Raw genomic sequence first — 26,190 nt, forward strand, 5'->3', positions numbered from 1 at the left:
CCTCGTCGGTGCCCGGGTAATCGCCTTGTCGCCCCACCGGCCCCTGCCTACTGTGAAGCGGTGATCTCTCGCCTGCTCACCGCGACATCCGATGCGCACGACGTGGCCCGCCTGGCGCGGTTCTGGGCCGACATGCTCGGTCGGCAGGTCGTCGAGGGCACCGGCGACGCTCTCCTCCCCGGCGAAGACGGCCAGCTCAGCCTCCGGTTCGTCCCGGACCGCCCCGCGCAGCCGGGGCCGTACCGCCGGATGCACCTTCACCTGACCAGCGCCAGCCACGACGACCAACGGCACACGGTCGCCACGGCGCTGAGGCTGGGCGGCAGCCACCTCGACGTCGGGCAGCGCCCCGAGGAGGGGCACGTCGTCCTGGCCGACCCCGAGGGCAACGAGTTCTGCGTGATCGAGGCGGGCAACGCGTACCTCGCCGGGTGCGGCCCGCTCGGGGAACTCGCCTGCGACGGCACCCGGGAGGTCGGCCTCTTCTGGAGCGAGGCGCTGGGCTGGCCGCTGGTGTGGGACCAGGACCAGGAGACCGCGATCCAGTCACCGCGCGGCGGGACGAAGGTCGCGTGGGGAGGCCCACCCCTGGCCCCGAAAGAGGCACGGAACCGGCAGCGCCTCGAACTCACCCCGGTCGGCGTCGACCAGCGGTCCGAAGTCGACCGGCTGCTCTCCCTCGGGGCCACCCGGATCGAGGTCGACGCGGACGGCACCGTCGTGCTGGCCGACCCCGACGGCAACGAGTTCTGCGTGCGCGGCAGCTGACGCCGCACGGGCGAGGGAGACGGCACGGTGCTGGCGCCGGAGATCGCGCGGATGACACGTTCGGTCACCCCACAGCAGGAACCGCAAGGCCATCGCCGGGACCGGCCGTTTCCTCGCCGGCGCCCAAGGCTACGGCGCGTTCTCCAGCACCCTGTACGACCGCGACGGCCAGGCGACACAGACGTGGCCCAGCCATGGCCAGATGCTCGTCGACCAGCACGGCGTGATCCGCGGTCCCGAATCTGAGAACGTGACGCCGTCCCGGTCGAGATTCCGGATCCTCAACCCTGACGGATCGATGCGCGGCGGGCCCGCCCTCCCCGGCTACCACACGAGCTATCCCGCCCTCGACGCCCACGGGACGGCGGTGTTCTGGCGCGACGGCTCACTCCGCTCCGTCGACGTGGACCTTCACCAGCGCGACCTGTTCCACATCCCCGACGACGACCGGGCCGTCCTGAGCAGAGTCCGTCTCCTCGACGACGGCACCATCGCGTTCGCGATCGACAACGATCTGCTCGTCTTCCGCGACGTCGGGTTGGCACCGCTCGCCGCCGGGCCCTGGCCCTGCGCGGACGGCGGCATCCGCGGCAACCCGGTCATCTCCTGAGGGTGCTGCCGGCCCGCCCCGGCACCGCCTGACCCGCCGCCGAAGTGGCGCGCGCAAGCGTGTCGATTCGGCTCTGTCCCCCCGGTCAACGCCGTCCCGTCAGTGGGGAGCGCTGCCGAAGGCGCTGGAGAGGTACGCCCGGGAGTCGGCGATGGCGCCCTCGATGATCCGGGCCGCCTCGCGGGCCTCCTCGGGCCGGTGCCCGGCCTGCACCTGGAGCCGGAACCGGGACGAGCCGGTCGGGGTCACCGGGAACTCGACCATGAACGCCAGCACCCCCCGGTCGAAGAGCAGGCGGTTGGCCGTACGCGCCAGCTTCTCGTTGCCGATCAGCAGCGGCACGATCGGTGACGGCTCGCCCATGCAGGTCAGGCCCCGGCCGGTCAGCTCGTCGCGCAGGGCGTGGATCGCGGTGAAGAGGCGGGCCCGCAGCTCGTCCCCCTCGGCCGACCGGATGATCCTGGCGGCCTCCCGCACCACGGCGGTCTGCACCGGTGACAGCGCGTTGGAGAAGAAGTGCGAGCCGCCGAACATCTTGATGTACTGCTTCAGCGCCGGCGAGTTGGACGCCACGAAGCCACCGTTGGAGCAGAACGTCTTGGAGAAGGCGCCCATCACGATGTCGACGCTGCCGAGCAGGTTCTGCATCCCCAGCACGCCCGTGCCGCCGGGCCCCATCGAGCCCAGGTCGTGCGCCACGTCGACCAGCAGCGTGGCGTCGTGTTCCCGGCAGGCGCGTTGCAGGGCGACGAGGTCCGGCCAGTCCGCGTCCACCGAGAAGAGCCCGTCGGTGACCACCAGGATGCCGTTGCGGGTGTCCGTGGCCCGGATCTCGCTCAGGTGCCGGCGTACCGCCTCGACGTTGAGGTGCTCGTAGCGGACCACGTTCCGGGTGGCCGCCCGTGCCCCCTGCTGGAGGCAGGAGTGGGCCAACCGGTCGATCAGGACGTGGTCGGACTGCCGGACCAGACCGACGACCGCGCCGAAGCCGGCCGCCCAGCCGGTCGGAAAGAGCGTCACGTGGTCGAGCCCGACCAGGTCGCCGAGGGCCGCCTCCAGGTCGTCGGAGATACGGGTGTTGCCCAGCACCATCGGCGAGCCGGCGCTGTGCGGCCCGTAGTCGTGCATCGCCCTGGCCGCCGCCTCCCGGATCGCCGGGTGGGTGTTGAACGACAGGTAGTCCTGGGAGTTGAAGTTGATGCCCCGGGCCCGCCGGCCCAGGTCGTTGGTGATCTGGGCGACGCTGTCCGGTGCCGCCTCCAGCACCCGGGAGTACTGCCACGTCTCCGTGCGGCGGCGGGCCTGCACCCAGCCGTAGAAGTCCTCGGTGCGGGTCAGCAGGTTGCGGCCGGCGGGTCGGTAGAAGTCGTACGCGTTCTTGTCCAGCGCGTACTCCTCGTCGGGGTCGACGGGGTTGCGCAGGTGGGCCGGCTCCCACATCTCGGTGAGGTCGGCGACCACCTGGGCCAGCTCGTCGTCGGCGCCGTCGAGGGACGCGAGGTCGTCCCACGGGATGTGGGTGGCCCAGTTGCGGGTCATCTCGGAGACCTCGGTCGCGGTACGCGCCATGGTCTCGAAGTCCCGGCAGTGCGCCGCCTTGAGGATGATCCCGATCAGTTCGCCGTCTTCACGCTGGTCCAGCTCGGTGGTCGTCACGGTGTCGTCTCCCTGGTGGATCATCAGGCGAAGAGGTTCTGCTGGTAGCTGCGGGAGGTCTCCGCGAAGTCCTCGAAGACCGCGTGGTCGGCGGAGGACTCCTTCGCGGCGTCGTTGAGCAGGAAGAGGTTGGAGGCCTGGAAGAACTCCGACACCGGCGCGACGTCGGCGTGGGTGGCGATGAACCGGTCGGTCTCCTGCTGGTTGCCCCGGAGCGCGACGAACAGTTGCAACTCGTCGTGCCGATACGGACGCATCTCGGCAAGGGTGCAGACGTAGTCGTGGTAGGCGGCGGCGTTCTGGCTCCGGCGGCGGTCCCCGTAGGCGGTCATCGCCTCGTCGATCGACGCGTCGCCGCGGAGCCACCGGTCCAGTGCGGCACTGACCAGCTCGGCGTCCCGGAAGGCGTGGGTGATGCCGATCGCGGTGCACTGGTCCTTGGCCGACTCGGCGTCACCGACGAGCACCCAGCCGGGCCCGTGCAGCGGCCGGAGGAAGGCCGACTGGTCCAGGGTGCCGTAGATGCGCTCCTCCCTGGTCCCCTTGGTACGCACCACGTCGCCCAGCTCCGGACTGACGAAGTCCAACGCCTTCTGGTAGTTGCCCGGCACGTCGGCGCGGAACTCCCGCGCCCACTCACTCGGCCCCCAGACCAGGACCATGTTCTGGTCGAAGTTGGTCGGCGCCACCGCGCAGGCCAGCCGGCCGCGCCGGTGCAGTTGGGCCGGGCCGAGGTCGAAGCCGGACCAGTAGCTCCAGTAGGCGAACGTGCAGCGGGGCCGCTCGTCGTACTTCGGCAGCGCGAGGGTACGGGCGACGAACGAGTTCCGGCCGTCGGCGCCGACCACGATCCGGGCCCGCTCCTCGACCAGCTCCCCGTCGACCGCGCGCCCCCGGATGCCGACGACCTGCCCGTCCTCGACGATCAGCTCACGAACCGTGAAGTTGGTACGCACCTCGGCACCGGCCTTGGCGGCCGCGCTTACCAGGATCTCGTCGAGCACCCGGCGCCGCACGGAGGCGTAGCTCTGCACCACGCCCGAGTCGTCGCCGTGCAGGTCCCGGAAGTACTCGCGCAGCAGCTCGGCCGGCACCGAGCCGGTCAGCGAGATGCCGTCGTTGACCACCTCGACCGTGGTGTGCGCCGGAGTGACCGCCAGGACCTCGTCCAGCAGGCCCCACCGGTTGAGGTAGGACATCCCGTGCGGCCAGAGGAAGTGCGTCGAGATGACGTCGCTGGGAAACGACGAGCGGTCCACCAACAGCACCCGGTGTCCACGCCGGGCGAGCAACAGGGCGGTGGACGCACCCGAACAGCGGGCGCCGATGACGATCGCGTCGTACAACTGTATCGGTCCTTCGTTGTCGTGGCGGTGGGGGCGCAGGCAGCCGCGGCGTGAGGACCCACCCGAGCGCGGCCCCGAGGTTTCCGGATCGCCGCAGGTCACCCGCATTGCGTTCGACGTCGGCCACGTTGTGGTGGCTGTCTCCGCCGCCCGCACTGGTCGAGTCGGCAGGCCCGGCGGAGAGCCTAGCGTATGTCCACAGTGGATAAAAACCGTCGGCCTGGTGCGGCTGCCGCGGTCGCTGCGCTTCGCCGCTGTACCGCTGGCATCGAATGCGGCGCTGGACGCGGACCATGGGCTGCTCGTTCCAGAGGTGGCCCCGCTTGTGCTGACGGCCCTGCTCGTCCCGGACCTGCTCCTCCGGAACCTCCTGGTCGCAGGTCGGGCCGACTCTCCTCGCGCTGATCGCCCGGGCTACGAAGTCCGGCACGATTCCGCCCCAACCGGGTCGCAGCGAGTCGCGTGCTTCCATGTGGTTGGCGCTGGTCAGCCGCAGCCGAGCCTGATGATCTAGTATCGCGGCCGTTGCGGGTGGCGGGTCGGTCCAGGACTGCGCGCGGCGTACGACATGGGGGTTGGGTTTCATGTGGCCGTTCACGAAACGATCCAAGGGTCCGTTCCTGGACCCGTCCTATGGCGACCCGCACCGGAAGGCCCTGATCCGGGCGTTGGAGAAACGCAGGTGGAAGTTCGCCCGGGAACTGCTCGACATGGCGGCCGATCCGGACGAGATGGCCTTCCTGATGGAGGCGGTCGGCACGGTCGACGGGATCCAGGACTGGATCGGCGAGTGGATCGACGCCGAGCCTGAATCGACGCTGCCCGTGCTGGTTGCCGGCTGTCACGCCGTGCACTGGGCGTGGGAGGCGCGCGGCGGCAAGCGGGCGAAGTACACCACTGCCGCCCAGTTCAAGGGCTTCCACGAGCGCTTGCGCTACGCCGAGGCCACGTTGCAGAGGGTGCTCGAGCGCGAACCCGACAACGTGACAGCGCGGGCGTGGTTGGTCACCAGTTCCCGGGGCCTGGGCGGCGGGGCGGCGGAGGCCCGGCAGCGCTTCGAGGCGGTGACTCGGCTTCACCCGGGACACCTGGTCGCACACGAGCAGCGGCTGCAGTATCTGTGCGCCAAATGGTCCGGCAGCCACGAGGAGATGCTCGACTTCGCCCGGGGCGCCGCAGCGGCGGCCGGACCGAACAGCCTCCTGCACGAACTGGTGGCCGTCGCCCACATCGAGAAGTGGCACGACAGTGAGCGGGAAGAGGGCAACAAGTACATCGTTTCCGACGAGGTCCGTGCCGAACTTCTCGCAGCAGCGGATCAGTCGATATTCCACCCGGACTACGTACCCGCCGGCCCCGGCTGGGCGCCCCGGGTGGCGACGTTCGCGATGGCCTTCGAGCTGGCCGACGAGTTCGACGCGGCAGCGCACGCGTTCGCGCTGTTGGACGGACTGGTTACCGAGTGGCCGTGGCAGATGCTCGGCGACCCGGTCGAGAAGTTCACCGCCTCACTCGACTATGTGACCGAGAACCGCCGGTAACGGATCGGGGCCGCGAGCATCCATCCCAACACGCCTACATGGACAAGTCGCACACCACGTCCACGGACGCAACCGGCAGATGGTGACGCAGGGACGTCAACGACGGTGACAGTCCGGCACTCCAGCGCTCAACGACACATGCGTCACATTACAGGCCACGAAGAACATGCAGGGTTTCATCGTTTCCCACAAGCCCTTCAGCGAGGTGCCCAGAAAAGCTGTCACCACTTGACGCCAGGCGGTCAAATACGCCCTTGGTGATTACTTTGGTGCCCGCGGCAAGCTTTCCCAGAATGCTGAAAGCACCACTGACGAGAGGCCCAGCAACCCCGAAGTCGGGCACGAACAAGTCGCCGCGACAGGTGATGGAGCTGAAAGTCAGCGCACGCCCGGGCTCAACCCTGGCATTATATGCGTCGACTGCCGACTGCAAGCGCACCAAAAAGTCGACGGCTTCCTCTGCGGTGACGTGCGTCGAGATCACATTATCTCCGGCAACCGCACGAAGTCGACCCGACGTCTCTCGCAGGCAGTCCCGATGAGAACCGACCCAGCCCTGCAACGTCCGGTTGAGTTCCGTCAATGACAGCTCGGCGGCCGCTTTCGACATTCCGATCAGATCCGTCACCGTCAGATAGACGTCACGCTCCACACCCCGGTACGATTCGGTCAGAAGTCGATAAACAACGACCGGCGAGGGGATTCCACTGAGGATGAGGTCGTCGACTTTTTCGAACTGAAACTCTCCCATTTTGGCAACATCCCGCACAGCTGATGTCACGTAGACGGAATTCAGGGGCACGTACTTCTCCATGCGGGCAGCGACCACGACACCCTCGCCCAGTATGTCGTTCTCGTAAGAGGTGACGTCGCAAATGTTGAGCGAGACTCGACAACCCTTTATGCTCCCACCCACAACAGACTTCGCTTGCGAGCTGAACAGCCCGACGACCTGCGTCGCGGCATGCAAGGCGCTGGTGGCGCTGCGAAAGGTCGTCAAGTAACCGTCCCCCGTGAACTTGATGACCGTGCCGCCGAGCCTCTCGACCAGCGAGCGGATCGGCTCAGCAGCGTCGCGCATGATTTCGGTCATCCGAACGCTGGGAACTGCCGCGATAGTAGCCGTCGAATCCACGAGATCGACGATCATTACCGTAACAGTCCGAGTGTCCATTCGAAGCCCTCACATCCACGATCGTCGTCAAGCTGAGAGCACTGACAGCTTGCGCGCAAGCCAGAGCAATGTGTGACGTTAACGGCAGACACTTACACGGCGCAAGAGGTACAGCTTTTCAATATCTGTCAGAATTTCGACCGACGAGCTTGGACTAGCATTCACACGCTTTGCCGCCGGCGGAGAGGCTGGGCCGTCCGCCGGCAACCAGCCGAACGGGCCATCTTGGTAGCTGGCCAGCTCAGCCACCCACTACGGTCCAAAACGTTTTACGTGGCTGGAACCAGGGCTGACGCGAGCGCGCGCAGCACTGCGATGGCTGCGATCAGGTAGCGCTCGTGCGAGCCGTCCTCATCTGGCGGGGGAGGCCGCAACTCGCGCGCGACCTCGAAGGCTTCCCAAGCGTCACCAGTGAGGACGGGACCGGACAGTCCGGCGATTTCTGCCGCTACGACGTTTGGCGCTCCGGTTGTTCTGCCGCCCGACAAGAGATGACGATAGCGACAAGCGTCGACAATAAACTTCTGGGCGAGATATGCCACGTATACCGGATCGGCCGGCTCTGCCAGCGGCGCGGTTAGTTGGTGCCAGATCAATGGAAGTGACTGCCAGGTCCAGGTGAGCGCATCCCGTCGCAGTGCCTCGCGGTCCGGCCACCCAGTCAATGCGAGCGGCATCTCCCCCAGCACCAGCAATCGTTCCTGTTGCATGCGCGCGACGACCAGGGGCGAGCGGGCCGCTAGTCCCGCCGGGTGTTCGACGTTCACACGCAGGCGGGGCAATTGCGCGCGTAGGTTACGGATCCGCTCGGCCCAGGTCGTAGTCTGCACGGGCGCTGACACGAGGATGGTGACGTCGATGTCGCTGAACCGGGTACCTCGCGTGGAGTCGAGGAAGCTTCCCGTGATCACCGCAGCGTCAATCTCGTCAGCTGCAGGTGCTAACGCCTCCCGCAACCAGACCGCTACGTCGCCCGGCGCGTCCGGCAGCGGCTCGGCGCGTGCGGGAACGACCCTGGCGACACCAGGGCTGTCCGGCTGAGCGCGAGGTGCCGGGTCAGATCTCCATGTGACAGTGATCGATTTCTGCCTGCCGAGGGCAGACTTCAAGGACCCGACGACAACGGCTTGCTGGCCTTCCGTCAGCGGCCCCCGCGCCCAGTACTGCGCCTCGACGCTACCGTCCGGCGCTTGGTGGAGGTGGGCCCGCGAAACCTGTAAAGTCCGCCACAGCTTCGCGAATCGAACCGTGTGAACAGCGGCCCCACCGTCGGTGACCAACCATCTGGCCGGGCGCACACCGGCTAAACGCACCCGTACGCCGCGCTCCTGGCAGCCGCAGCGAGGCATGCGGGCCACCCGATCTCCGGTGCGGTACCGGACGAGTGGCATGGCCCGGTTGTTCAGCGTCGTTACGGTGAGTTCCCCGATGTCTTCGTCGCGGACTGAGTCGCCGCGATCGTCGAGAACCTCCACTACGGCGACGTCAGGCTCGATGTGGTAGCCACCGTCCGGGCATTCGGTGCCGAGGATCCCAACCTCGCCCATTGCATAGACGCTTGTAACCGGGCAGTTCATCGCGTCAGTGACCTTGTGACGCACGTCTGTCGACACAGGCTCGCCCGACAGCACCACGAGCGCTGGCCGCGACACCGTGCCGACGGTGGTGTCGAGAATCCGGTCTGCGACGAGTTCGAGGGTCGACGGGCTGCCTGTGACGATCATTCCTGCCAGCGCGTCCAGTCGGGACAGAAAGTCCTCGTCATCCAGCTGCCAGGCGCGGATGAGATTCCACTTGGTCGCTGTGGCTTCCGGTGACCATCCGCTACGCGCACCACGCGACCGTCCGCCCGGATGGAGTACGACGTGTATGAGGCCACGCTTGTGCCATGCTTCACCTCCGCCATGGCGCGCTACCAGTTGCGACAGCACCTGCTCTTCCAGTGCCCGAGACGTAGCGTCGTGGGCGACGGACACCGGCTCACCAGTGCTGCCGGTGGTTGCGGTACGCACCCAGCTGCGGCGATCACCAGCAGGGGACAGTAAGCCGTCGCGGTATGCCAGCACGTCCTTACGGGACATCGGTGGCGTTTGCGCGAGGGCGTCCCAGGGGTCACTCGTCAGCGATGGCGGGGGAAGTCGGTCGCGGTGAAAAGGTACGGTCCGCGCGTGCTGGAGCGCAGCCCGCAAAAGGGCACTCTGCTCCGCGTTCCGGTCACCCACTGATGAGCTCGATCGTCCGTGTGTCGACGTCGTGGAAGATTGACTCCACTGCCTCGCGGTCAGCCCCGGTGCCTAGGGCGAAGGCGACGAAGTCACCGCGCAATCTGGTGACATGGTCAGTGCGCTGTTCCAGGTCCGTCAACGACCGATCCTGCCACTCGTAGAGCTGACGCACATCGTCCTCGTAGCTCTTGGCTGCTATGGGCAGGGCATTCGCCGCGCCCGCCGCCCGAATCCCCCGCAGGAGGTCGGACGGAGTGGCGAGAGCGGTGATCACCTGCCGCCACCAAGGCCGCTGCCAACGGCGCAGCAACTCGTATGCCGTGACCCGAAGCCTCGGGTCGGTAGCAGTCACCGTCAGCGCCATCCGCACCGAGGTCAGGGCGGTCCGCCGTTCCCGTCGACGCCACGCGATCACGGCAAGTGCGAGTAGCGCCCGGCAGAGCCCGGCCGGATACTCCTGCGGCAGCCCACGGATCTCGTCGAGGACCGCACGGATCTTCTCGTTAGCCTCGTCCAGTGAACGGCGCCGGGAGGAGGCAAGCGCCAGGTCGATTCGCGCCTCCAAAGCATGTCGGTCGTCGGGTGCACCCTCCGCTGCGGCCACCTCGTAGTGGAGCAATGCTCGGTCCGAGTCCCCGAGCATCTCGTACACGTGCCCCAACTGCTTGTGGGCCACACACCGGGCAGCCGCATCGTCAGCCAGTTCGATGGCGGCCAGGTAGGAGCGCAGCGCCTGCTCGGGGGCACCGCGGTACAACTGAAGAAGGCCCCGCTGACTCGCCAGCCGACTGCGCAGCAGTGGTGCAGGCAGCTGGCCGACCAGCGGCTCTGCCCGCTGTAGCGCCTCCTCGCCACCAGCAACATCGCCTCGCTGCGGCAGCTTGCCGGAAAGCCGCAGCCACATCTCGGCGGCGAGTGCGAGATCGCCGACCGACTCCGCCGCGCGGGCGCCTATCCGCACAAGCGCGAGATAATCATCCCAACGGCCTGTGTGGTTGAGCCGGTCGAGCAGTGAGCGCTTCTGGCAGATCCGCACCACCAGCCTCGAAAACCCTAGCTTCTCGAGCCGGTATGCAAGCGCCGCCGCTATCGATTCCGCAGACGCTGCCTCGTCTGGCCCCGCCTCCAACACTGCGTGAACCATGTCTTGCGCGAGAAGGGCGACAGTGTCAGAGGCAACGGCCAGAGCGGCCTCCTGCACGAGTTCGGAGATCCGAATCTCGGGCTCCAACATTTCGACCATCGCGCTGCGCAGCAGTTCGAAACCGGCGTCGGCTACCTCGGGCCCACTGAATACGGGTGACCATCCGATCAGGCGCGAGGGTGCGATCCCGACGACCGGCAGCAAGCGGAACAACAGGACTCGGTCCGCCTCGGGCAAAGCCTTGATCATTTCCTGCACAGTCGTGGTCTGCGCCTTCATCGCGGCCAGTTGCCGCCGTGCGACGGCCGATGGCAGCCGGTCACACCGAGCCAGAGCGAACAACAGCGACCTTGGATGGCGCCTCACCGCCGCCGGTGCGGCGGCTAGCACGTCTGCAGAGTCGACTGCGAGTCTCAGGTATCCGACGGCCCTCTCCGCCAGCGCCGCCGCCTCCTCGTCGCTGAGCGCCTCGACATGTACGACGACCGCCGGATCTCCAGGCGGTGGCCGCCGCCGCGCGGTCGCGAGGACCCTCAAGCGCGGGAGGTCGGTGAAGGTGCGGAGCAGGACTGAACGGCGCTGGTCGTCGAGCCAGTCCAAGCCGTCGAGCACGAGGAGGACCGGTAGATCCGCCGCCACCGCCGCCAGCTTCTTCAGGGCTACCTCGTCGGGCAGGCGCTGCAGTAGCTCCGCGTCAAGGTTGATCCCGTGCGAGCGCAGGAACCGGTTCAGTTCGGTATGCAGGTACCCAGGCTCCACCGCTGCCGGGCCGTCGAAGCTGATCACGACTGCCTCGGGAAGGCGATCCGCCACCAGTGCGGTGACCTGCGCTAGGAGTACCGTCTTGCCGCTGCCGGGCAGCCCGACCAACACGACCGGTGGACCGCCGGCGAGCAGCTTGTCGATGGTGGACCTGACCACCGCTTCGCGGGTCCACGGAATCCCTCGGTCGAGTCCGACGACTGCCTTCTCGGTGCCGAAGGGAATGGGATCGCGGTGTGGGACGGGTGCCTCGCCGGTGCCGTCCGGGCGTGAGCCGATCGGCCGCTCCGACAACCAGGCCACAAGGACGCTAAGAACGACAACGATTACCAGCAGGATGCCGGCCCACCGGAACGGGTGGCGCCGGATCATCTCCAAGCCGTACGGCCACGTTGCGTCGACGTTGCTGGCCGCGTTAACCGAGATGGCGAGGAGTCCTCCGGCCAGGAATACGGACAGGGCAGTCAGGAGCGACGCCACCACCCACCGTCGCCGACTCGGCACCCTCGACCTCCAGACTGGTTGGCTTCATGGTAGGCGGTCTGCACTCCTCGCCGATGTGGCCGAAGGACCGAGGACGGTAGGTACGCGGCGCAGGCACAGACTCTCGCTGCCCTGCCGACGAATCAGTGGGCGGCAACCGAAGGTGGCACGGTCGCCGCCATCGGCGAGGCAGGTAGATCATCGAGTCGGCGACTGCCGGCGCAGGGTCAGCCGGTGACCGTACCGGTATGGGCCTTATTCGGGAGGGGCGCGCTCGGGCCGGTGTCACCCTTGGCGCACGGTGTCCCACAGATCCGGGTGGCGGTGATGATTGCGGGCACCGGTCTCCCGGACCGCGCGCAGCGGGGAGAGATGCTCGGTGTCCGCGGGTAGGTGGAGGCGGTTCAACAGGGCGAGCGCCGGCCCCGGTTCGAGGTCGCCGTAGACGTCGTGGTAGCTGGTCAGCAAACCTCTGAACAATGCGGGGTGCAGCTCGGGCACGGCCGTGGCGATCTCATAGACATCGTGTTTGCAGGTCCAGCGCACCGGCCCCGAGTGCTCCAGGACCCGGGCGATTCGGCGGTGCACAGGGTCCGTCGCCAGATCGCGAAGACGCTGTCGGGCGAGCATGTCGCGCACGTCGTCGCCGGCCACCTTCGAGAACGCCTCCTCGACGGTGTCGAGGTCCTCGAACCAGTCGACCCACAGCGAGTACAACACCTGCCTGGCCGGCTCGGTGGCTTCCAGGCGCTGTCGGTATCCCGCCCAGAAGACGTCGGTGACCACCGGGTCCGCCTGTTCGGCGATGAAGAGACGCAGCTCGACGGTCACCCAGTACTCGTCGAGCAGATCGAGCAGGCCAAGGCCCGTACGTAGCCGCCGCACCGGGGTCAGCCGGTCGTCTCCCAGCGCCACGGCCGTCCACTCATGGGCGAGATCGTTGTCGGATCGCTCGATGTGACCCGACGGGCTGGACTCCTGCCAGCGTCCCTCACCGAGCGGCGTCACGCCCTGTTCGGCCAGCCAGCTCAGCGCTTCGTCCGCCTCGGGTCCGTGCACCCCAGGATTGTCGGCGATGCGGGACCAGCACCGCCACCACCTGCCACCGGGCATCGACCGACCTGCGGACATGGCGTACGGCGCCGATCGAGGGGCCCGATCTGCGTGCACCGTTCTCGGCGGTTCCGGACGGCCGCCCACCCGGATACCACGAGTGATTGCCTCGCCAGAAGGAACAATGAGACGCACCGCCCGGCCCGTACTGCGTACTGAAAGGCGGCTCCCGTGAAGGGCACACCGGTCACCCTCAGCCCGTACGACCCGCAATGGGCTGTGCTGTTCGAGCAGGAGCGGGTCAGCCTCGAAACCGCTCTGGCGCAATGGTTGGTCGGGCCAGTCGAGCACATCGGCTCCACATCGGTTCCCGGGCTGGCGGCGAAGCCGATCATCGACATGATGGCGCCGGTGGGCAGTCTGCCAGAGGCGGCAGCCGCCATCGAGGTCGTGACCGCTCTCGGCTACCGCAAGGGCGTTCACCGTCCGAAGGAGGCGCACTACTTCTTCAAGCCGGAGACCGACAACTGGTGGGAACGCACCCACCAACTTCATCTCACCGAGCCGACCTCTCTGCTCTGGCGGCGACGAGTCGCCTTCCGCGATGCGCTCCGGTGCCGGGCGGACTACAGGTCCCGGTACGAGCAACTGAAGCGCGATCTCGCGCAAGCTCACGGCGCCGACCTCATGGCCTACGCACGCGACAAGGACGACTTCGTCAACGAGGTCCTCGGCGTACGCGACAAGACGGCGGCTCCGCCCGTCAGCGCGCCTCGGAGACCGTGGCGGTCTCCCTCAGCCGACGGATGAGGCCGAGCGGTCGCCGATCCGCGCAGGGACGTCGTGGCCATCGGCTACCCGATCGCCAGATTCAACAATCCAGGATTTCCCTTCACCGGTTTCTCGTCACCAGTGCCGCGCCTCGGTTACCGCAAGCAGTCGTCGCCGCAGGAGTGGGCGGAGTAGAGCGGTAATGGTCACAAGTTCCGCCATGGGCGCACCGTGGCAGGGCCAACGCGAGTTTCGAGATCTCCTTCCGCTGACCTGATCCCCCTGAAGTGCCTGGTCAGCTGAGGTGCTCTGCGTCCGATCATGACCGCGCCCAGCGGGATCAGGCTAACGATTTCGTACGCGATTGGCGGATGTGGACCCGACCTCGGCGGCAACGCTACTCGTCAGCGGGTCTCGGCATGTCAAGGCGAGGGCGGGGATACCCTGCCTGCGGTGCCTCGCACCGCATGACGGAGGAGTCGATGCTGGGATGACGGCAGGGCGACTGATGCCCACACAGGACGACGTGCTCGGGTACTTCGACGCGCTGTCGAACTGGGGACGGTGGGGCGACGACGACGAGATCGGGACTCTGAACCACATTACCGACGACGTCCGGGTGGCCGCGGCGCGAGCCGTGCGGCACGGCAGGAGCGTGTCGTGCGCATGGGAGATTGCCGTACCGGACGAGATGGAGCGGTCGACGACGACATGCCCGTGCGCGGCCGACATGCCGGGTGCCGAGAACATGCCGTTGCCGGGATTCCGCGCCGATCGGCTCTGGGGCTTTTCGTCCGAGCGGCTGGGCATCACGTTCCACGGCAATACCGTCACCCATGTCGACTCACCGTGCCACGTTTTCTGGGACGGCATGATGTACAACGGGCGGTCGCACTCTTTGGTCGACGCCGCGACGGGATCGGGGTGGGCGGCCGTCACGGCGGCGGCGAACGGAATCGTCACGCGTGGTGTCCTGCTGGACATCGCGAGGGTCCGTGGCGTGCCGTGGTTGGAACCGGGGCAGGCCGTGTTCCCCGACGATCTGGAGGAGGCCGAGCGTCTCCAGGGTGTGCGGGTGCGATCCGGCGATGCGGTACTGCTGCGGACCGGCTATGGCCGCGTCCGGCACGAGGTCGGTGCGGCAGGTGGCGTCACGCAGTCCGGCTGGCACGCGTCCTGCCTGCCGTGGCTGCACGAACGGGAGGTCGCGCTGATCGGTGCCGACACCCCCCAGGACGTTCAACCGTCGGGGTACGAAAAGGTGTTGATGCCGGTTCACGCCGTGAGCCTCGTCGCGATGGGTCTGTGGCTGCTCGACAACTGCGACCTGGAGGAATGCGCGACGACGGCTGCCGAGTTCGGCCAGTGGGACTTCCACCTCGCGGTCGCGCCGGTCCGCTTCGCCGGCACGTCCGGCAGCCCGGTCAACCCGATCGCCACCTTCTGAACCTGAGCACCCCAGCTCGGCGGGCCTGGATCGAACCGCCCTCTCGTGTCCCGGCCGGTACCCGCGATCGCGTCAGGATGCGGTGACGGAGGCATCGCCCTCTACTTTCGTGTGGTGTTGCGGGCAACGTACGGGCTTTCCCCGGTGACACCGGAAGTGCACGCTGACGCAAGAGGTGTGCACCCTCCGTTAAGGACAGCCGTGCGTGTGGCAGGCATCCTCGTTGCAGAACGTCCGCAACAGACAGGGGAAAACCAATGCTAGCTATACGGAAGACCCGGGTCCTGGCGGCCGCCGCCGCAGTCGCCACGCTGCTCACCATCGCCGCTTCTCCGGCGCGGGCGGAAACCACGCTGGAGGTGAGACCGGGACTCAGCCCGTTCTATGCCAACGGCAAGAACAACGGACCCCGGGAGTACGTGACCCGCAACCTCAGCACGGAGGCCCGGAACCAGTACCTGCGCAGCTGCAAGTTGCGCTACTCCTGCTACGCCGTGGGAGAGGGCGACGGCCAGCACACCTTCTTCGAGCTCTACTACTGCGACAAACGGACCCTCGCGAACTTCCTGGGCCGTGGCGCCGCCGTCAACCACCAGGAAGGCGGCGCGGTCGTGGAACTCCTCTGGCTGAACGATGTCGTGGAACAGCGGATCAAGCCGGACAACGTGCCGGTCTCCGTCGAAACCTGGGACCCGATCTGGTACATCGATCCGTGCTGACCCATGAACAGGCCCGCGCCATCGTGGTCCGGGGGCCACGGCGCAGGCGCACAGTCGGCTCGGAGAGGCCGCCGCCGGCACGGGGGTGCAGGAGACCATCCTGCCGCCGACGGCAGACCCGCACGGGCCGTAGCGCGTACAGGTGGTGGAACGATCAGCCACCGTACGCCTCGACGCAGTGACAGGCCGGCCCTCCCGATCTGAGGGGCGGACCGGCCTGTCACTGCGGTCGCCATTAAGCGCCAACGGCACGCTGGACAGGAGCGTCACCGACACCGACACCGCGCAGTCGACCAGAGTCACCACCGAGCCGTCGGCAACGACCGCTCCCAGAGTCGCGGCCAGAGGAGTATCCACTTCTCGGCAAGCCAGCTACGACGAGTGCGGAGGCTTGGCCTTCTGCGGGTAGATCGTCTCGTGGCGGGCCAGCATGGCGACGAACTCGCCGATCTTCCGCTCGCGGGTCTGTGCCCGTTTGACCGCGTTGACGCGGTGGATGAGAGCGAACCGGTTGGTCTTGGTGAGTACGTCGAACATGGCCTGGGCGGCGGGGTTGGCAGCGATAGCGGCGAGGAGGTCGGCTGGCACCTCGGCTTCCGACGGCGGGGCGTAGGCGGCCGCCCACCGCCCGTCCGCCTTCGCGGCTTCCACCGCGACGCGGCCGGGGGGGCAGCATCCGCCCCTGCGCCTCCAGCCGGGTCACTTGGGCGACGTTGCGTTGTGACCAGGAACTGCGAGGCCGGCGAGGGGTGAACCGGATCCAGGAGCTTTCCTGATCCCGCTTACGGGCCTGCCCGTCGATCCAGCCAAAACACAGCGCCTCGTCGACCGCCTGCTGCCAGGTCAGGGTCGTGACCGTGTCTCACGAGGCATTAGCCCACCCGCGTACAGCATCATCAATCCGACGAACCCGAGGACCACGGCAGGGAGCATCACGAGCGCCACGCAGGCGGCCAACACCGCCGTTAGCAGCGGAACCTGGACAAGTGTCGACGCCGCTGCCGACACCAAGACCCAGGCGTCCGACGCCACCCTCCCCCTGCCCGACATCTGCCTGACCGCTCTCAAGCTCCGACAGCAACAACGCGACGAGGCAAGAGCAGCCGCTGGCAAAGCGTGGCACGAGAACGACCTCGTATTTACCATCCGCTACGGCACACCCATCGAGCCACGCAACTTCCAGCGTTCCTGAGACAAGGTGTGAGAAGGCGAAGGTCACGCCGATCACCGTCCACGACGCAAGAAGAACCTGTGCCACGCTCCTTGCCGACCTCGACGTCCACCCCAGAGTCGCCATGCAGGTGCTGAGGCACGCCCGCTTCTCCGTGACGATGGAGATCTACACGCAGGTATCGACCAAGGCGACCAGAGACGCACTCAAGCGCCTCGGTGACTCACTCGGCCGCTGACGGAACTGCTGTACTTCACTGCTGTACGGGTAGCAGAAAGGCCACCTCCCGAACCCGGGAAGTGGCCTTTGACCTGCGTGGGCGATACTGGGATCGAACCAGTGACCTCTTCGGTGTGAAGCAGGACGCTGCACCGATCCTGACCTGCGCAAACGCAGAACAGCAGGTGGGCGCGGGTGCCGTTGAGCGTCGCTGCGTGCGGTTGGGTGCAGTTCAACGCCGTTCAGGACACCCGGCTGCTCCCACCGCGCTCCCTGATCCCCCGACCCCCGCGGCCCACGCCCGCGGGGCTTGTCGGCGTGCCACCCCGCAACATCAGGGGTGCATCCACTCCCAGTCGCTTTCACAGTCATGGGTGGTGAAGATGGCACCCTTCGGCACCGTTACCTGCATGTAGCTGGTCGCGTAGCCGCGGCTTCGTCGGCCTTGTCCGGGCGGTTGGGGCTCAGACGCTGGCGTCGGCGCCGGCACGCCTACCGGGTTACCGCCGACGTCGATCGCGCTGCGACGCCGACGATGGGTCCCGCTGCGGGTGCCCACCTACTATCGTCAACGCGTGCTCGATCCCGTGACGGTCTTCGGCACCTCCGGCCCGCTGGAAGACCCGCTCACCGACGAGGTTCTGCAGGCGGTGCAGGTGCGCCTCGGACGCACGCTGCCCAGGGCGTACGTGGACCTGGCCCGTCGACACAACGGCGGCTTGCTGGCCCGGGACGCCCATCCCGCGCCCCGGCGAACCTCTTGGGCTCCGGACCACGTCGGTGTGCAAACACTGGCGGCGATCGGCCACACCGCTTCCTTCAGCCTGTGCGGCGAACTCGGCAGCGCGTTATGGATAGCCGAATGGGGCTACCCTGACATCGGCGTTTACATCGTCGACTGCCCGTCAGCGGGCCACGACATGATCGCCCTCGACTACCGCTGCCTCGGGGAGCCGACAGTAGTGCACGTCGATCAGGAGTGGAACTACCAGATCACCGTCCTCGCTCCCGACTTCGAGACCTTCCTCAAGGGCGTCGTCGACGGATCCGAGTACCGCGACTGATCACGGATCTGGAAATGAGGCCGTACCGCCGGGCTGGTGCAGGCACCTTTCTGGCTCGGATGGGTAGTAGCGATGTCAGCGAGGCGTCAAGTCCGCGTGCCACAGGATGAGTACGGCAGCTCATGCGCCGACTGTGGCAGGCCCGACATGCTGGTGATTGTGGCTTCCTCGCTCCCGGTCAAGCTGGCGACTGTTCTGCTCGTGGCGCTCGCCCTGACGGGATGCGGGTCCGACGCCCCCACCCCGGAGGGTGCCACCCGGGAGGCCAACTCCGGCGCGGTCCGGCAGGCAAGCGCGTCCGTTGCATCCCAGCTCAACAAGATCCTGACAGGTGTCGCCGAGCGGACACCGGGGATGCGGCCGGTGGCGGCATCGACATCCGACAGCTGCCTAGCCGGCGACACGCACGGCGTCTTCCCGCATGACTCCTACCGCCTGCAGTGCAGCTGGGGTGAGACGAGGTACTTCGCCGTCCGGGGAGACCTGCCCGATGTACGGCGCCAGTTGGATGCGGCGGCGAAGCAGACTGGGTTGACGGCGGTCAACGGCGAGTCGCTGCAGGACGTGGAGGCCAACCTCGCGGCCGGCGGCACGACTGATAATGGGCAGCTCCTGTCGCCGCCGACGTGGACCTACGTCGCGCCGGGGTACGACGGTCCGCTCCACGTCAGCTGGTCGCAGGCGACTGACTCCAGAGCCAGACAATATCCCGTGGAACCCCGCTGGCCCCTGGTATTTCAGGACGACCACCCGGTCGACCTGGACTCGCTATGGAACGGTCCGCTGCGGGGGCAGAAGTACCTCATCTCGATCACTTCGTCGGTGACCTACCACGAGGTTGCCTGGCCCTCCTGACGCTGACGAGGGCGGCGAAGTCCTCACGATCTTGTTCGTAATTGCCGCGGGGCACCGCCGCCTCCTGTCTTGGTTGGCCGCCTACACGGTCACCTCGGCCGCTTCAGGGCGTACGGCTGTCGGCTCCGCCTGAAAACTGGCTCTGGCACACATTTTGTGAGTCGCGCTCGTCGGTAGTTCGGGTTGGGTGCCGGGATGGAGATCATTGCGGCGTTGCTGCCGCACCTGACGGGCCTGCGGCTGGAAGCGGTGGTGGTCCGGGCCGTCGGGGTCAGGATCAACGCGGCGACACAGACGGTGCGGGCACGGTGTGGCGCCTGCAGCGCTTGGTCGACCACCGTGCATGGTCGCTATGTGCGGCGGCTGGCAGATGTCAGTTGGGTGGCCATGAGGCGCTGGTCGCGTTGACGGTCCGCCGATTCACCTGCGTGAACGCCGGGTGCTGTCGGCTCCGCCTGAAAACCTCAGCCGGCGTTGACAGCCTCCCAGCTACCGGGGACCTCACCTCAGAACAATAGAAGCGCGTCGAACTGCGGCCCGTCGTCCTTGCTGGCGATGACGCTCCGCCTGCCGGTCCTCAGGCCGCGGCACCTTCCGCAGCCCTGCCGCTGGATTCGGGCTGAGACCGTTGTCACCCATTCCGTCGATCCACAGCAGGGGCAGTGCCACCGGCAGCGGTCGTGGGATCCGGGGCGGAGCCGATCTGGCCCCCGATCAGGATGGTCCAGGTTCGCCAGGAAGGTACGCGAGATCTCGGGATGTAGGTCGGTCAGCGATCCACCGGGCGGCGGCTCTCGGCGGGACGCGGTACGCCGGCGGATGCCGCACGGCTGGCAACCGCGCCCGGAGGTGCGGCTTACGACCGGGGCCACCCACTCGTGTCCACAGTCGGGGCATCGCCAGAGCACGCGGATGGTCGACCCGCGGGCCAGGTCGAGCAGCTCAATGTCGCGGGCCTTTTCGACGTCGAGGATGCGCACGGCCTGGGTGAGCAGTTCGGGAGCGACGTCACGGACCCGGAGTTTGGCCCGGCTCAGGCGAGCCTGGTAGGAGTGTTCCCGCCGGGAGCATTTCGGGCAGCCGGTTTTGTTGCGGGTCCGGCTGACCACCTGGGTGCGCCAGACGTGCTGGCAGGTTCCGCACCGCCAGACGCACCGGTCCGCGGAGCCGGGAAGCAGCCACTGCGCGCCCATCTCCGGACGAGTCAGGTTCTCGACCAGTTCACTCGCCAGCTCGGGAAGCACGGCGGCCAGACTCTCGCTGGGTGGGGTGATCTGGAAAGCCTTCCACTCCCCGCGCGCTGCGGCGAGACATGCGGCGATCCGGTCGGCGGACAGGGGCGGGCACGGAACGGACTGCGTCTGCAGCCATTTTGCGAGGACCAGAAACCATTCCGTTGCGTCCTTGGTGCCCGCGACCACGGTCTCCCCTGGAACCGGCGGAGTGCCAGGCTGCCGAACCCGCACATAGCGCACGCCCAGCTTGGCCATGACCTCCGTTTTGCGCAGGTCCCGGGCGTGAGCGGCAGTGCCGGCGTGCCACTGGGCCGGGTCCAGGTCGATGTAGATCTCGGCTGAGGGCAGGAATAGGTCAAGCCGCTCCGCCGAGCGCCGGCCGCCGTCGATGCGGACGTCAACTTCCACCTCCTCGCCCGTAGCGGCCGCCAGCAGGTGGGCGAGCTCCAGTTCGAGGAGGCTTCGGCCACGGCGGCGGCACCGGCCGCAGCCGTAGTCGGGCGATTTCGCGCGATCGCGCACGCGCGCCTCGAAGAGCGCACCGCACCGACAGCGCCAAGAGCAGAGGGCGCCAGCTCGCGGGTACAGCGTCGCCGGCCCCTCCCCGGGCCAGGAGAGGTTCGCCACGAAGGACGAGGCAACCTCCGGCATGAGCGTGGCGAGCGACTTCTTCTCAGGGGCGATCCGCTTGGCGGCGCCCAGAGCCAGGTACGCGCATGTGGCGCAGAGCAGCCGGGTTGCATGGGTGACGACCGAGCGTTCGAAGTGCCGGGAACACTCTGGGCAGCGCCAGACGCAGATGTCGTTGGTCCCTGCGGTGAAGCTCTGCGGCCCCCGGCCAGGATGGGACTTGTTGGCGACGAACGTGGCGGCCTGCTCCGGATGCGTGCTGCTGAACAAAGCGGCTTCACCAGGATCCCGCAGCAGCTCACCCGCGCGTCGGCGCCCGCAGGGCGGGCAGCCACGGCCAGCGGTCCGATTCGTCACGGTGGACACCCACTCGTGCGCACAGTCGCCGCAGCGCCATAAGCACCGGTCGACCGAGTTCGGACGCAGAAGGGCCGGGCCGCGCTCGGGACGCCGCTGGTTGGCGACGAACTGGGCCGCGATCTCGGGGGACAGGTCAGCGAGCGATCGGCCGGGCTGCGGCGCGCCGACCATCAAAACAGCGCATCGAGGGCAGGGCCGGCCGGCGCCGACCACGTTAAGCACCGTTTGCTCCCACTCATGATCGCAAGCGCTGCACCGCCATCGGCACCGATCAGTCGCAGATTTCGGCATGGAGTCGGGGGTGCGTTGCGGATGGGTGAGATTGCGGACAAACATGTCGGCGACCCTGGGGTGGGTGCTGCGCAATGGCGCTGTGGTACGCGGCCGCCGGTTCGCGGCCCGGCATCGTGGGCAGACGCTTCCGGCGACCCGGAGCCGGACTCTCGTGTGCCAGGTGTTGCCGCAGGCACAACGCCACCACGCCACCTTGTCGGAGCGGACGCTCACCTCGGCCACCGGCGCCTGCTCGGCCGGGTCCTCCCAGCGCAGGAAGAACTCGACGATCTCCGGGCACACGTCGCCGACCCGGTTGACCACCCGCCGGGAGTTGGCGTCGGACCGGCGCTTGCCCGCGCACGGCTTGCAACCGCCGCCCCCAGACCCGGTCCGCCGCGAGATTGGGCCCACCCAGGAGTGGCCGCATGCCGAGCAGCGCCACCGCACCTCGGCCGCAGACTGGGCGCTGATCGTGTCGGGTGTGGCGGTGGGGTAGGTGATGCACTCCAGCCACTCGGGGGCCAGCTCCGGCATTACTTCCCTTAGGCTACGGCCCGGCCCCGGCGTGTCAGCCTTGCGCCGCAGACGGCTCCGGCAACCCTTGCAACCGGGTGCCGCTCGCACCCGCACCGCGACCGCCTGCCACCACTCGTGCCCACAGGCCTCGCACCTCCACCGGGCCTCGCGCTTCGAGCCGCGGGGAAGGTCTCCCAAAGTCCCCGTCCAACCTTTCACCTCAAGCAGTTCCAGCAGGAGTTCCGGATGGGCGCTCGCCACCGTCTCCCGGGTCTTGGCAGCCACACCCGCATCATGGCAACCGAGTACGACACCTTCGAATCCTTCCGCTCATGGCGGTGGTGCGGGGACGCAGGTCAAGGCCGCAAGCGTGTCGACCTTCCGTGTCCTCTCGTGGCTGTTCATGGAAGCGGTTACTGAAAGTAAACGACACGGTGATCCACGCGTGCCTGAGGTCGTCCGGCCTCACGATGGGTTGACAAATGGCTCCGTCGTGAGGAGCAGCTCCTCGGCGATGGCCCTCAGGGCCTCGGGTGCGGTGGCTGGAAGGATGTGCGCAGGCCTCAGCGGCAGATCGTTTTGCAGCTCGGACGGTTGGGTCAAGCAGCGACCGGCTGGGGTGCCAGATTGGCGACCAGTCCGTGACCCGCGTAGGGCGGAGGCGACCGCAGCACGCCGCAGAGCGGGATCTTGGGTGGATCCAGCGATTGCCCACACCCGGTCGTGGAGACTGCGGATCGTGGTGGCGAGGTCGGCGTCCCGAGTAAGTTCACCCAGGCAAAGCATCGCGCCGACGAGTAGGACGAGCGCCAGGTCATGCCACAGTTCAATATCCGTGGCGACGACTTGGGCCGCCGCGAGGGCGAGTCCGAGGACTCGCGGAGCTCTTCGCATCCGCCGAAGAGGTCACCGCTCACGAAGCCCTGCTCAGAGGTTTGCCGGGTGGGATTCGGGTCTCAACTCGCGGGATTCATATCGCCGCCGCCACGGCGGCGCCCAGAGCCGTACGTCGATGCGGTATGGCCCTCGTGATCGGCGCTGGCAGGCCCTAGGCCGACAGCCGGCACCAGCCAGGCGGGGAGCAGCGAACCCTGACCACTTCGAGGTTCTCAGGGTGGTCACGCCGGGTTGCTCGCCGGCATCGTCGCAGGTCACAGCGCTTCCCTATGCGCGGCGCCGATGAGCGCTTCGGACGCGGTGACCACTTCGCCCATTCTGCACCCATTCTGCACCCACCCGTAAGGCCCGCTCAGCCAGCAGACCTTACCGCTCTGACCTGCGGATACTCGCCTACCAGGCGATATAGAGTGCCGTTGAACGCCGTTCGTTGCCGTTGAGTGCAGTTGTGTGAAGCAGGACGCCGCACCGACTCTGACCTGCAGAAACGAGAACCCGCAGGTGGGCGCGGTTGTAGTTGAGCGCCGTTGCGTGCTGTTGGATGCAGTTCAACGCCGTTCTGCGCACCCGGCTGCTCCCTACGTGCTCCCCGATCCCGGCGGGCGACCGCGGCGTCGCCCGGCACTTCGGCACTTCGGAGGTCTAGGAGACAGCACCGCGGCGCGCGCACGGTCAGCGGCATGAGAGTGAAGGCAATCGAGGATCACTGCTCCGAGCAGCGGACAGGCACGACGGGCGACAGAGCTCTGCTCTGGCGATAGACTCACCTGTGACCTTGCCTGTCTTCTATGCGCGCCCAGAGTCCATGGGAAGCGCACTGAGCGTTCCGCCTGCCCTGGCCAGTTGGGACACGGCTGGGTCACCTGGCCAGGTTCGCTCCGCCGCGTTTGTCGCCGAGGTTCAGGCGGCCGTCGCCGTGCAGTCACGCGTCACACCGGATCCGCTCGCGCTACGCGTGGACATCGGGCTGCCGGACAACGTGTCCCTGCTCGCGCTCAACGACCTCGACAACTACCTGTTTCCGCTCGTTCCGAAGCTGACCAAGGGCATCGGGCGGCAGTTCGCCTCAGTGTGGGCGACCAAGCGGCATGCAACGAGGTCCTCGGTCGCGGTATGCCAGACGCACACTGTCCAGGATCCCGGCGGACTGTACTCGCTGCAGGTGCGCACGACTGCGTCAGCCAGTACCACCGCCTACAAGCGGCAGATCCGCGACCAGATCACCGCCGCGCAACCACTTCCCGGAGGCGGTATCGCCCTCCAGCTTGCGTTCGTGGTCGGGCCCCGCCGCGCCTGGCCGAACCTCTGGAAGGCCACGATCGACTCGCTCGGTCCAATCTTGGGACGTGACGCCGGTGCCCGCGAGTGGGACGCACGCGACGGCCGCATCACAGACCTCGGCCTGCACTGCGTCATCGACCCCGCCGCGGGCGACCAGGTCACCATCGCGATCCGAGCCTGCACAGTGGGCAAGCAAGCGGCCCACTAACGAGACGCCGATGCCGCCACAGCGGCGCACAGGTGATTCGGTAACGCAGGAGGACTCCCCTATCTCGGCGCGACGGATCCTACGACCCCTCGTCACGCCTCCTAACGCTCGGACGGCGGCAGATCCGGATGTTCAGTCGCGAGGCCAGCCGGGCTTGTGCTGCTGTTGGCTTGGGGAAATTACGACGGCAGCTCGTACTCCTCCGCGAGCTGCTCGGCGTAACGGCGTACCAGGACTTTACCGGTGGCGCGTACCCGCCGGACCAGCTCAGCTGCTTCACCGGTCGCACCTCGGTCCAACAGCAGCGCAGCGAGCAGGCATCGGCAACGGTTCTCCAACAGCGCGGCACCCTGACGCAGTATGGCCTCCGCTTCGACCTGTCGGTGCGGCACCTTCAGCAACAGCGCGCCGAGGATCGGCAGGGAATCGGTGTCACCGGCCGTCACCTGGCGACGGCGATGATCGATCGCTTCACCGAGCTCGTCGGGCTCGCCGTGGTTGTGCAGGAAGGTCGCATACATCGTCAACGCGTTGACGCTGCCGGACTCGGCGGCGGCCGTGAACAACACGCGAGCTTCGGCCGTGTCGCCCTGCCGGGCGCGCAGCGCCGCCAATGACGGCAACGATTGAACGTCACCGGCTGTGATCGCCGCTCGATACACGGCCTCCATCGCAGCCTGGTCCTCCCGGATAGCCGGCCAGTTGACCAGCTTGACCACGGCCCGGTGGTCTCCGGCTCCTACCGCCTTGCGGTACAGGGCCTCTGCCACTGCGTGTTCGCCCTTGGCCGACATCTCATCCGCAGCCTGAACCAGCGCAGCGCTCGCCCGTGACCGACTCGAACTGCGAAACGCTGCACGCGCGTACCCTGCGGCAAACGCTTCGGCGTAGGAGGACGACAAGCGATCCACGATGGTTGTCCATCGCGCCCGTAAACCCATACCGCCGATTCTGGCAACATCACGCACGTCGCAGTTATCCACAATCTTGCATTCCAGATGGATGTGGACGATCCCCGATGCGTCCAGCGGCTCGGGTCCTCGACACACTCATCTCGGCCATGAGCGTGTGTCACGCGACTGACAGGCGGAAGCCTGCACGGCTCACGCCTTCGGATCCGTCGAGAGGTCACCGTGACGGAGGCCCTGTTCAGGACGCTGCGCTTGGGATCCGAGCCTCAACGCGCGGGATCTGCACAACGCCGGCGCGGCAGACTCCAAAGTTCTACATCGATGCGGGAAGTGCCAGCCCTTCCGGACCCTGACCGTCGCCCACCCGGCAGCAAGACCACCCTTGGTAGCCATAAAAGCATCTCAATACTTTACACCTCCTCTCCCCATCCGCGCTTCGCGACAAAGCTGAGAAAGTCCGACGCATCGAAATGAATACTGCCATCTTCATGGTCGCGGAGGCTCACAGCAATTTCGCACTCCCCGTTACTGGAAGCGAAGCCCCACCAGTCTCCCGTACCAACGGGGGCAACGGCTACGAAGTTCTCGAACGCTCCACTAAGGTTAACGTTTACCAGGTCGTCACGAGCGTCCGCTGATCCGACGGCAAGCAACTCGAGCCTGAAGATGGAGCCGCCACCGTAGGCCTTCATAAATCTTCTATATGATGCAGGCAAAATAACGCCAAGTGTCCGCTCTGCGTGGGACAGGTCACGCTCGGCGACAGGCTCGAGATCCACTAGGTCGAACTGGGATACCATGTCTGCGCCTTGCTGATCGATATATCTCTGCAAGCGAGCCTGAAACTCTTCCAGATCCATATTTTCCA

19 protein-coding genes and 3 pseudogenes are annotated in these 26,190 nt (G+C 67.2%); 11 read left to right on the forward strand and 11 right to left on the reverse strand.

Annotated features, from left to right (window positions below; genetic code table 11):
- Positions 1-60 precede the first annotated feature (60 nt).
- Both ACGFIR_RS09230 and ACGFIR_RS09235 read left to right on the forward strand, forming a co-directional pair.
- Complete coding sequence (locus ACGFIR_RS09230) at positions 61-768, forward strand: VOC family protein (RefSeq protein ID WP_393144101.1); 708 nt, start codon at positions 61-63, stop codon at positions 766-768.
- Positions 769-970: 202 nt separating this feature from the next.
- Positions 971-1,378: a hypothetical protein gene (locus ACGFIR_RS09235; protein WP_393144103.1), complete on the forward strand. Its 408-nt coding sequence runs from the start codon at positions 971-973 to the stop codon at positions 1,376-1,378.
- 99 nt (positions 1,379-1,477) lie between these two features.
- Here the strand turns inward: ACGFIR_RS09235 and ACGFIR_RS09240 are convergent, their stop codons facing one another.
- Complete coding sequence (locus ACGFIR_RS09240) at positions 1,478-3,034, reverse strand: aminotransferase class I/II-fold pyridoxal phosphate-dependent enzyme (RefSeq protein WP_393144105.1); 1,557 nt, start codon at positions 3,032-3,034, stop codon at positions 1,478-1,480.
- A 23-nt stretch (positions 3,035-3,057) separates the two neighbouring features.
- Complete coding sequence (locus tag ACGFIR_RS09245; protein WP_393144710.1) at positions 3,058-4,386, reverse strand: NAD(P)/FAD-dependent oxidoreductase; 1,329 nt, start codon at positions 4,384-4,386, stop codon at positions 3,058-3,060.
- A gap of 578 nt (positions 4,387-4,964) precedes the next feature.
- On the opposite strand from ACGFIR_RS09245, the gene ACGFIR_RS09250 reads away from it, so the two are divergent.
- Complete coding sequence (locus tag ACGFIR_RS09250; protein ID WP_393144107.1) at positions 4,965-5,921, forward strand: DUF4034 domain-containing protein; 957 nt, start codon at positions 4,965-4,967, stop codon at positions 5,919-5,921.
- Between the two features lie 148 nt (positions 5,922-6,069).
- On the opposite strand, the gene ACGFIR_RS09255 is transcribed toward ACGFIR_RS09250, so the two are convergent.
- The 4 genes from ACGFIR_RS09255 to ACGFIR_RS09270 form a co-directional block, all read right to left on the reverse strand.
- Positions 6,070-7,095, reverse strand: a complete 1,026-nt coding sequence (locus tag ACGFIR_RS09255; protein WP_393144109.1) for an adenylate/guanylate cyclase domain-containing protein — start codon at positions 7,093-7,095, stop codon at positions 6,070-6,072.
- A 269-nt stretch (positions 7,096-7,364) separates the two neighbouring features.
- Positions 7,365-9,176: a hypothetical protein gene (locus ACGFIR_RS09260; RefSeq protein WP_393144111.1), complete on the reverse strand. Its 1,812-nt coding sequence runs from the start codon at positions 9,174-9,176 to the stop codon at positions 7,365-7,367.
- Between the two features lie 133 nt (positions 9,177-9,309).
- A complete protein-coding gene (locus ACGFIR_RS09265) occupies positions 9,310-11,706 on the reverse strand; it encodes an AAA family ATPase (RefSeq protein ID WP_393144113.1) in 2,397 nt (798 codons plus the stop codon).
- A 288-nt stretch (positions 11,707-11,994) separates the two neighbouring features.
- Entirely contained in the window at positions 11,995-12,768 is a 774-nt protein-coding gene (locus ACGFIR_RS09270) for a hypothetical protein (RefSeq protein ID WP_393144115.1), read from the reverse strand.
- Positions 12,769-12,993: 225 nt separating this feature from the next.
- On the opposite strand from ACGFIR_RS09270, the gene ACGFIR_RS09275 reads away from it, so the two are divergent.
- The 3 genes from ACGFIR_RS09275 to ACGFIR_RS09285 all read left to right on the forward strand — a co-directional run bounded on the left by ACGFIR_RS09275 (position 12,994) and on the right by ACGFIR_RS09285 (position 15,699).
- The gene (locus tag ACGFIR_RS09275; RefSeq protein WP_393144117.1) at positions 12,994-13,572 is read left to right on the forward strand and encodes a GrpB family protein; all 579 of its coding nucleotides are present in this window, start codon (positions 12,994-12,996) and stop codon (positions 13,570-13,572) included.
- Between the two features lie 469 nt (positions 13,573-14,041).
- The gene (locus tag ACGFIR_RS09280; protein WP_393144119.1) at positions 14,042-14,980 is read left to right on the forward strand and encodes a cyclase family protein; all 939 of its coding nucleotides are present in this window, start codon (positions 14,042-14,044) and stop codon (positions 14,978-14,980) included.
- A gap of 257 nt (positions 14,981-15,237) precedes the next feature.
- Positions 15,238-15,699 carry a hypothetical protein gene (locus ACGFIR_RS09285; protein ID WP_393003811.1) on the forward strand — a complete coding sequence of 154 codons (462 nt, stop codon included), beginning with the start codon at positions 15,238-15,240 and terminating at the stop codon, positions 15,697-15,699.
- 372 nt (positions 15,700-16,071) lie between these two features.
- Here ACGFIR_RS09285 and ACGFIR_RS09290 read toward each other — a convergent pair.
- Positions 16,072-16,558, reverse strand: a pseudogene (locus tag ACGFIR_RS09290) (YdeI family protein); the annotation flags it as partial.
- A 144-nt stretch (positions 16,559-16,702) separates the two neighbouring features.
- Between ACGFIR_RS09290 and ACGFIR_RS09295 the strand changes: the two are divergent.
- The 4 genes and pseudogenes from ACGFIR_RS09295 to ACGFIR_RS09310 form a co-directional block, all read left to right on the forward strand.
- A pseudogene (locus tag ACGFIR_RS09295) lies at positions 16,703-17,108 on the forward strand (tyrosine-type recombinase/integrase); the annotation flags it as partial.
- A 556-nt stretch (positions 17,109-17,664) separates the two neighbouring features.
- A complete protein-coding gene (locus ACGFIR_RS09300) occupies positions 17,665-18,153 on the forward strand; it encodes an SMI1/KNR4 family protein (protein WP_393144121.1) in 489 nt (162 codons plus the stop codon).
- A gap of 147 nt (positions 18,154-18,300) precedes the next feature.
- Entirely contained in the window at positions 18,301-19,008 is a 708-nt protein-coding gene (locus ACGFIR_RS09305; protein ID WP_393144123.1) for a hypothetical protein, read from the forward strand.
- A gap of 195 nt (positions 19,009-19,203) precedes the next feature.
- On the forward strand, positions 19,204-19,416 hold the full coding sequence (locus ACGFIR_RS09310) for a hypothetical protein (protein ID WP_393144125.1): 213 nt from the start codon (positions 19,204-19,206) through the stop codon (positions 19,414-19,416).
- 98 nt (positions 19,417-19,514) lie between these two features.
- Here the strand turns inward: ACGFIR_RS09310 and ACGFIR_RS09315 are convergent, their stop codons facing one another.
- Together ACGFIR_RS09315 and ACGFIR_RS09320 are read right to left on the reverse strand one after the other, a co-directional pair.
- On the reverse strand, positions 19,515-22,043 hold the full coding sequence (locus ACGFIR_RS09315; protein WP_393144712.1) for a zinc-ribbon domain-containing protein: 2,529 nt from the start codon (positions 22,041-22,043) through the stop codon (positions 19,515-19,517).
- Between the two features lie 72 nt (positions 22,044-22,115).
- A pseudogene (locus ACGFIR_RS09320) lies at positions 22,116-22,310 on the reverse strand (zinc-ribbon domain-containing protein); the annotation flags it as partial.
- Positions 22,311-23,691: 1,381 nt separating this feature from the next.
- On the opposite strand from ACGFIR_RS09320, the gene ACGFIR_RS09325 reads away from it, so the two are divergent.
- Positions 23,692-24,411 carry a hypothetical protein gene (locus ACGFIR_RS09325; protein WP_393144127.1) on the forward strand — a complete coding sequence of 240 codons (720 nt, stop codon included), beginning with the start codon at positions 23,692-23,694 and terminating at the stop codon, positions 24,409-24,411.
- A gap of 179 nt (positions 24,412-24,590) precedes the next feature.
- On the opposite strand, the gene ACGFIR_RS09330 is transcribed toward ACGFIR_RS09325, so the two are convergent.
- Both ACGFIR_RS09330 and ACGFIR_RS09335 read right to left on the reverse strand, forming a co-directional pair.
- Positions 24,591-25,379, reverse strand: a complete 789-nt coding sequence (locus tag ACGFIR_RS09330; RefSeq protein ID WP_393144129.1) for a hypothetical protein — start codon at positions 25,377-25,379, stop codon at positions 24,591-24,593.
- Between the two features lie 353 nt (positions 25,380-25,732).
- Positions 25,733-26,182, reverse strand: a complete 450-nt coding sequence (locus ACGFIR_RS09335) for an SMI1/KNR4 family protein (protein WP_393144131.1) — start codon at positions 26,180-26,182, stop codon at positions 25,733-25,735.
- Positions 26,183-26,190: the final 8 nt, after the last annotated feature.

The organism is Micromonospora sp. NPDC049051 (assembly GCF_043197575.1).
Classification (GTDB): Bacteria; Actinomycetota; Actinomycetes; order Mycobacteriales; family Micromonosporaceae; genus Micromonospora.

Coding starts and splice junctions, on each gene's coding strand:
- ACGFIR_RS09315 (WP_393144712.1), bottom strand. CDS start 22,043: ATGCCGGAGCTGGCCCCCGAGTGGCTGGAGTGCATCACCTACCCCACC.
- ACGFIR_RS09250 (WP_393144107.1), top strand. CDS start 4,965: ATGTGGCCGTTCACGAAACGATCCAAGGGTCCGTTCCTGGACCCGTCC.
- ACGFIR_RS09305 (WP_393144123.1), top strand. CDS start 18,301: ATGCTGGTGATTGTGGCTTCCTCGCTCCCGGTCAAGCTGGCGACTGTT.
- ACGFIR_RS09255 (WP_393144109.1), bottom strand. CDS start 7,095: ATGGACACTCGGACTGTTACGGTAATGATCGTCGATCTCGTGGATTCG.
- ACGFIR_RS09285 (WP_393003811.1), top strand. CDS start 15,238: ATGCTAGCTATACGGAAGACCCGGGTCCTGGCGGCCGCCGCCGCAGTC.
- ACGFIR_RS09280 (WP_393144119.1), top strand. CDS start 14,042: ATGCCCACACAGGACGACGTGCTCGGGTACTTCGACGCGCTGTCGAAC.
- ACGFIR_RS09260 (WP_393144111.1), bottom strand. CDS start 9,176: ATGTCCCGTAAGGACGTGCTGGCATACCGCGACGGCTTACTGTCCCCT.
- ACGFIR_RS09310 (WP_393144125.1), top strand. CDS start 19,204: ATGGAGATCATTGCGGCGTTGCTGCCGCACCTGACGGGCCTGCGGCTG.
- ACGFIR_RS09235 (WP_393144103.1), top strand. CDS start 971: ATGCTCGTCGACCAGCACGGCGTGATCCGCGGTCCCGAATCTGAGAAC.
- ACGFIR_RS09335 (WP_393144131.1), bottom strand. CDS start 26,182: ATGGATCTGGAAGAGTTTCAGGCTCGCTTGCAGAGATATATCGATCAG.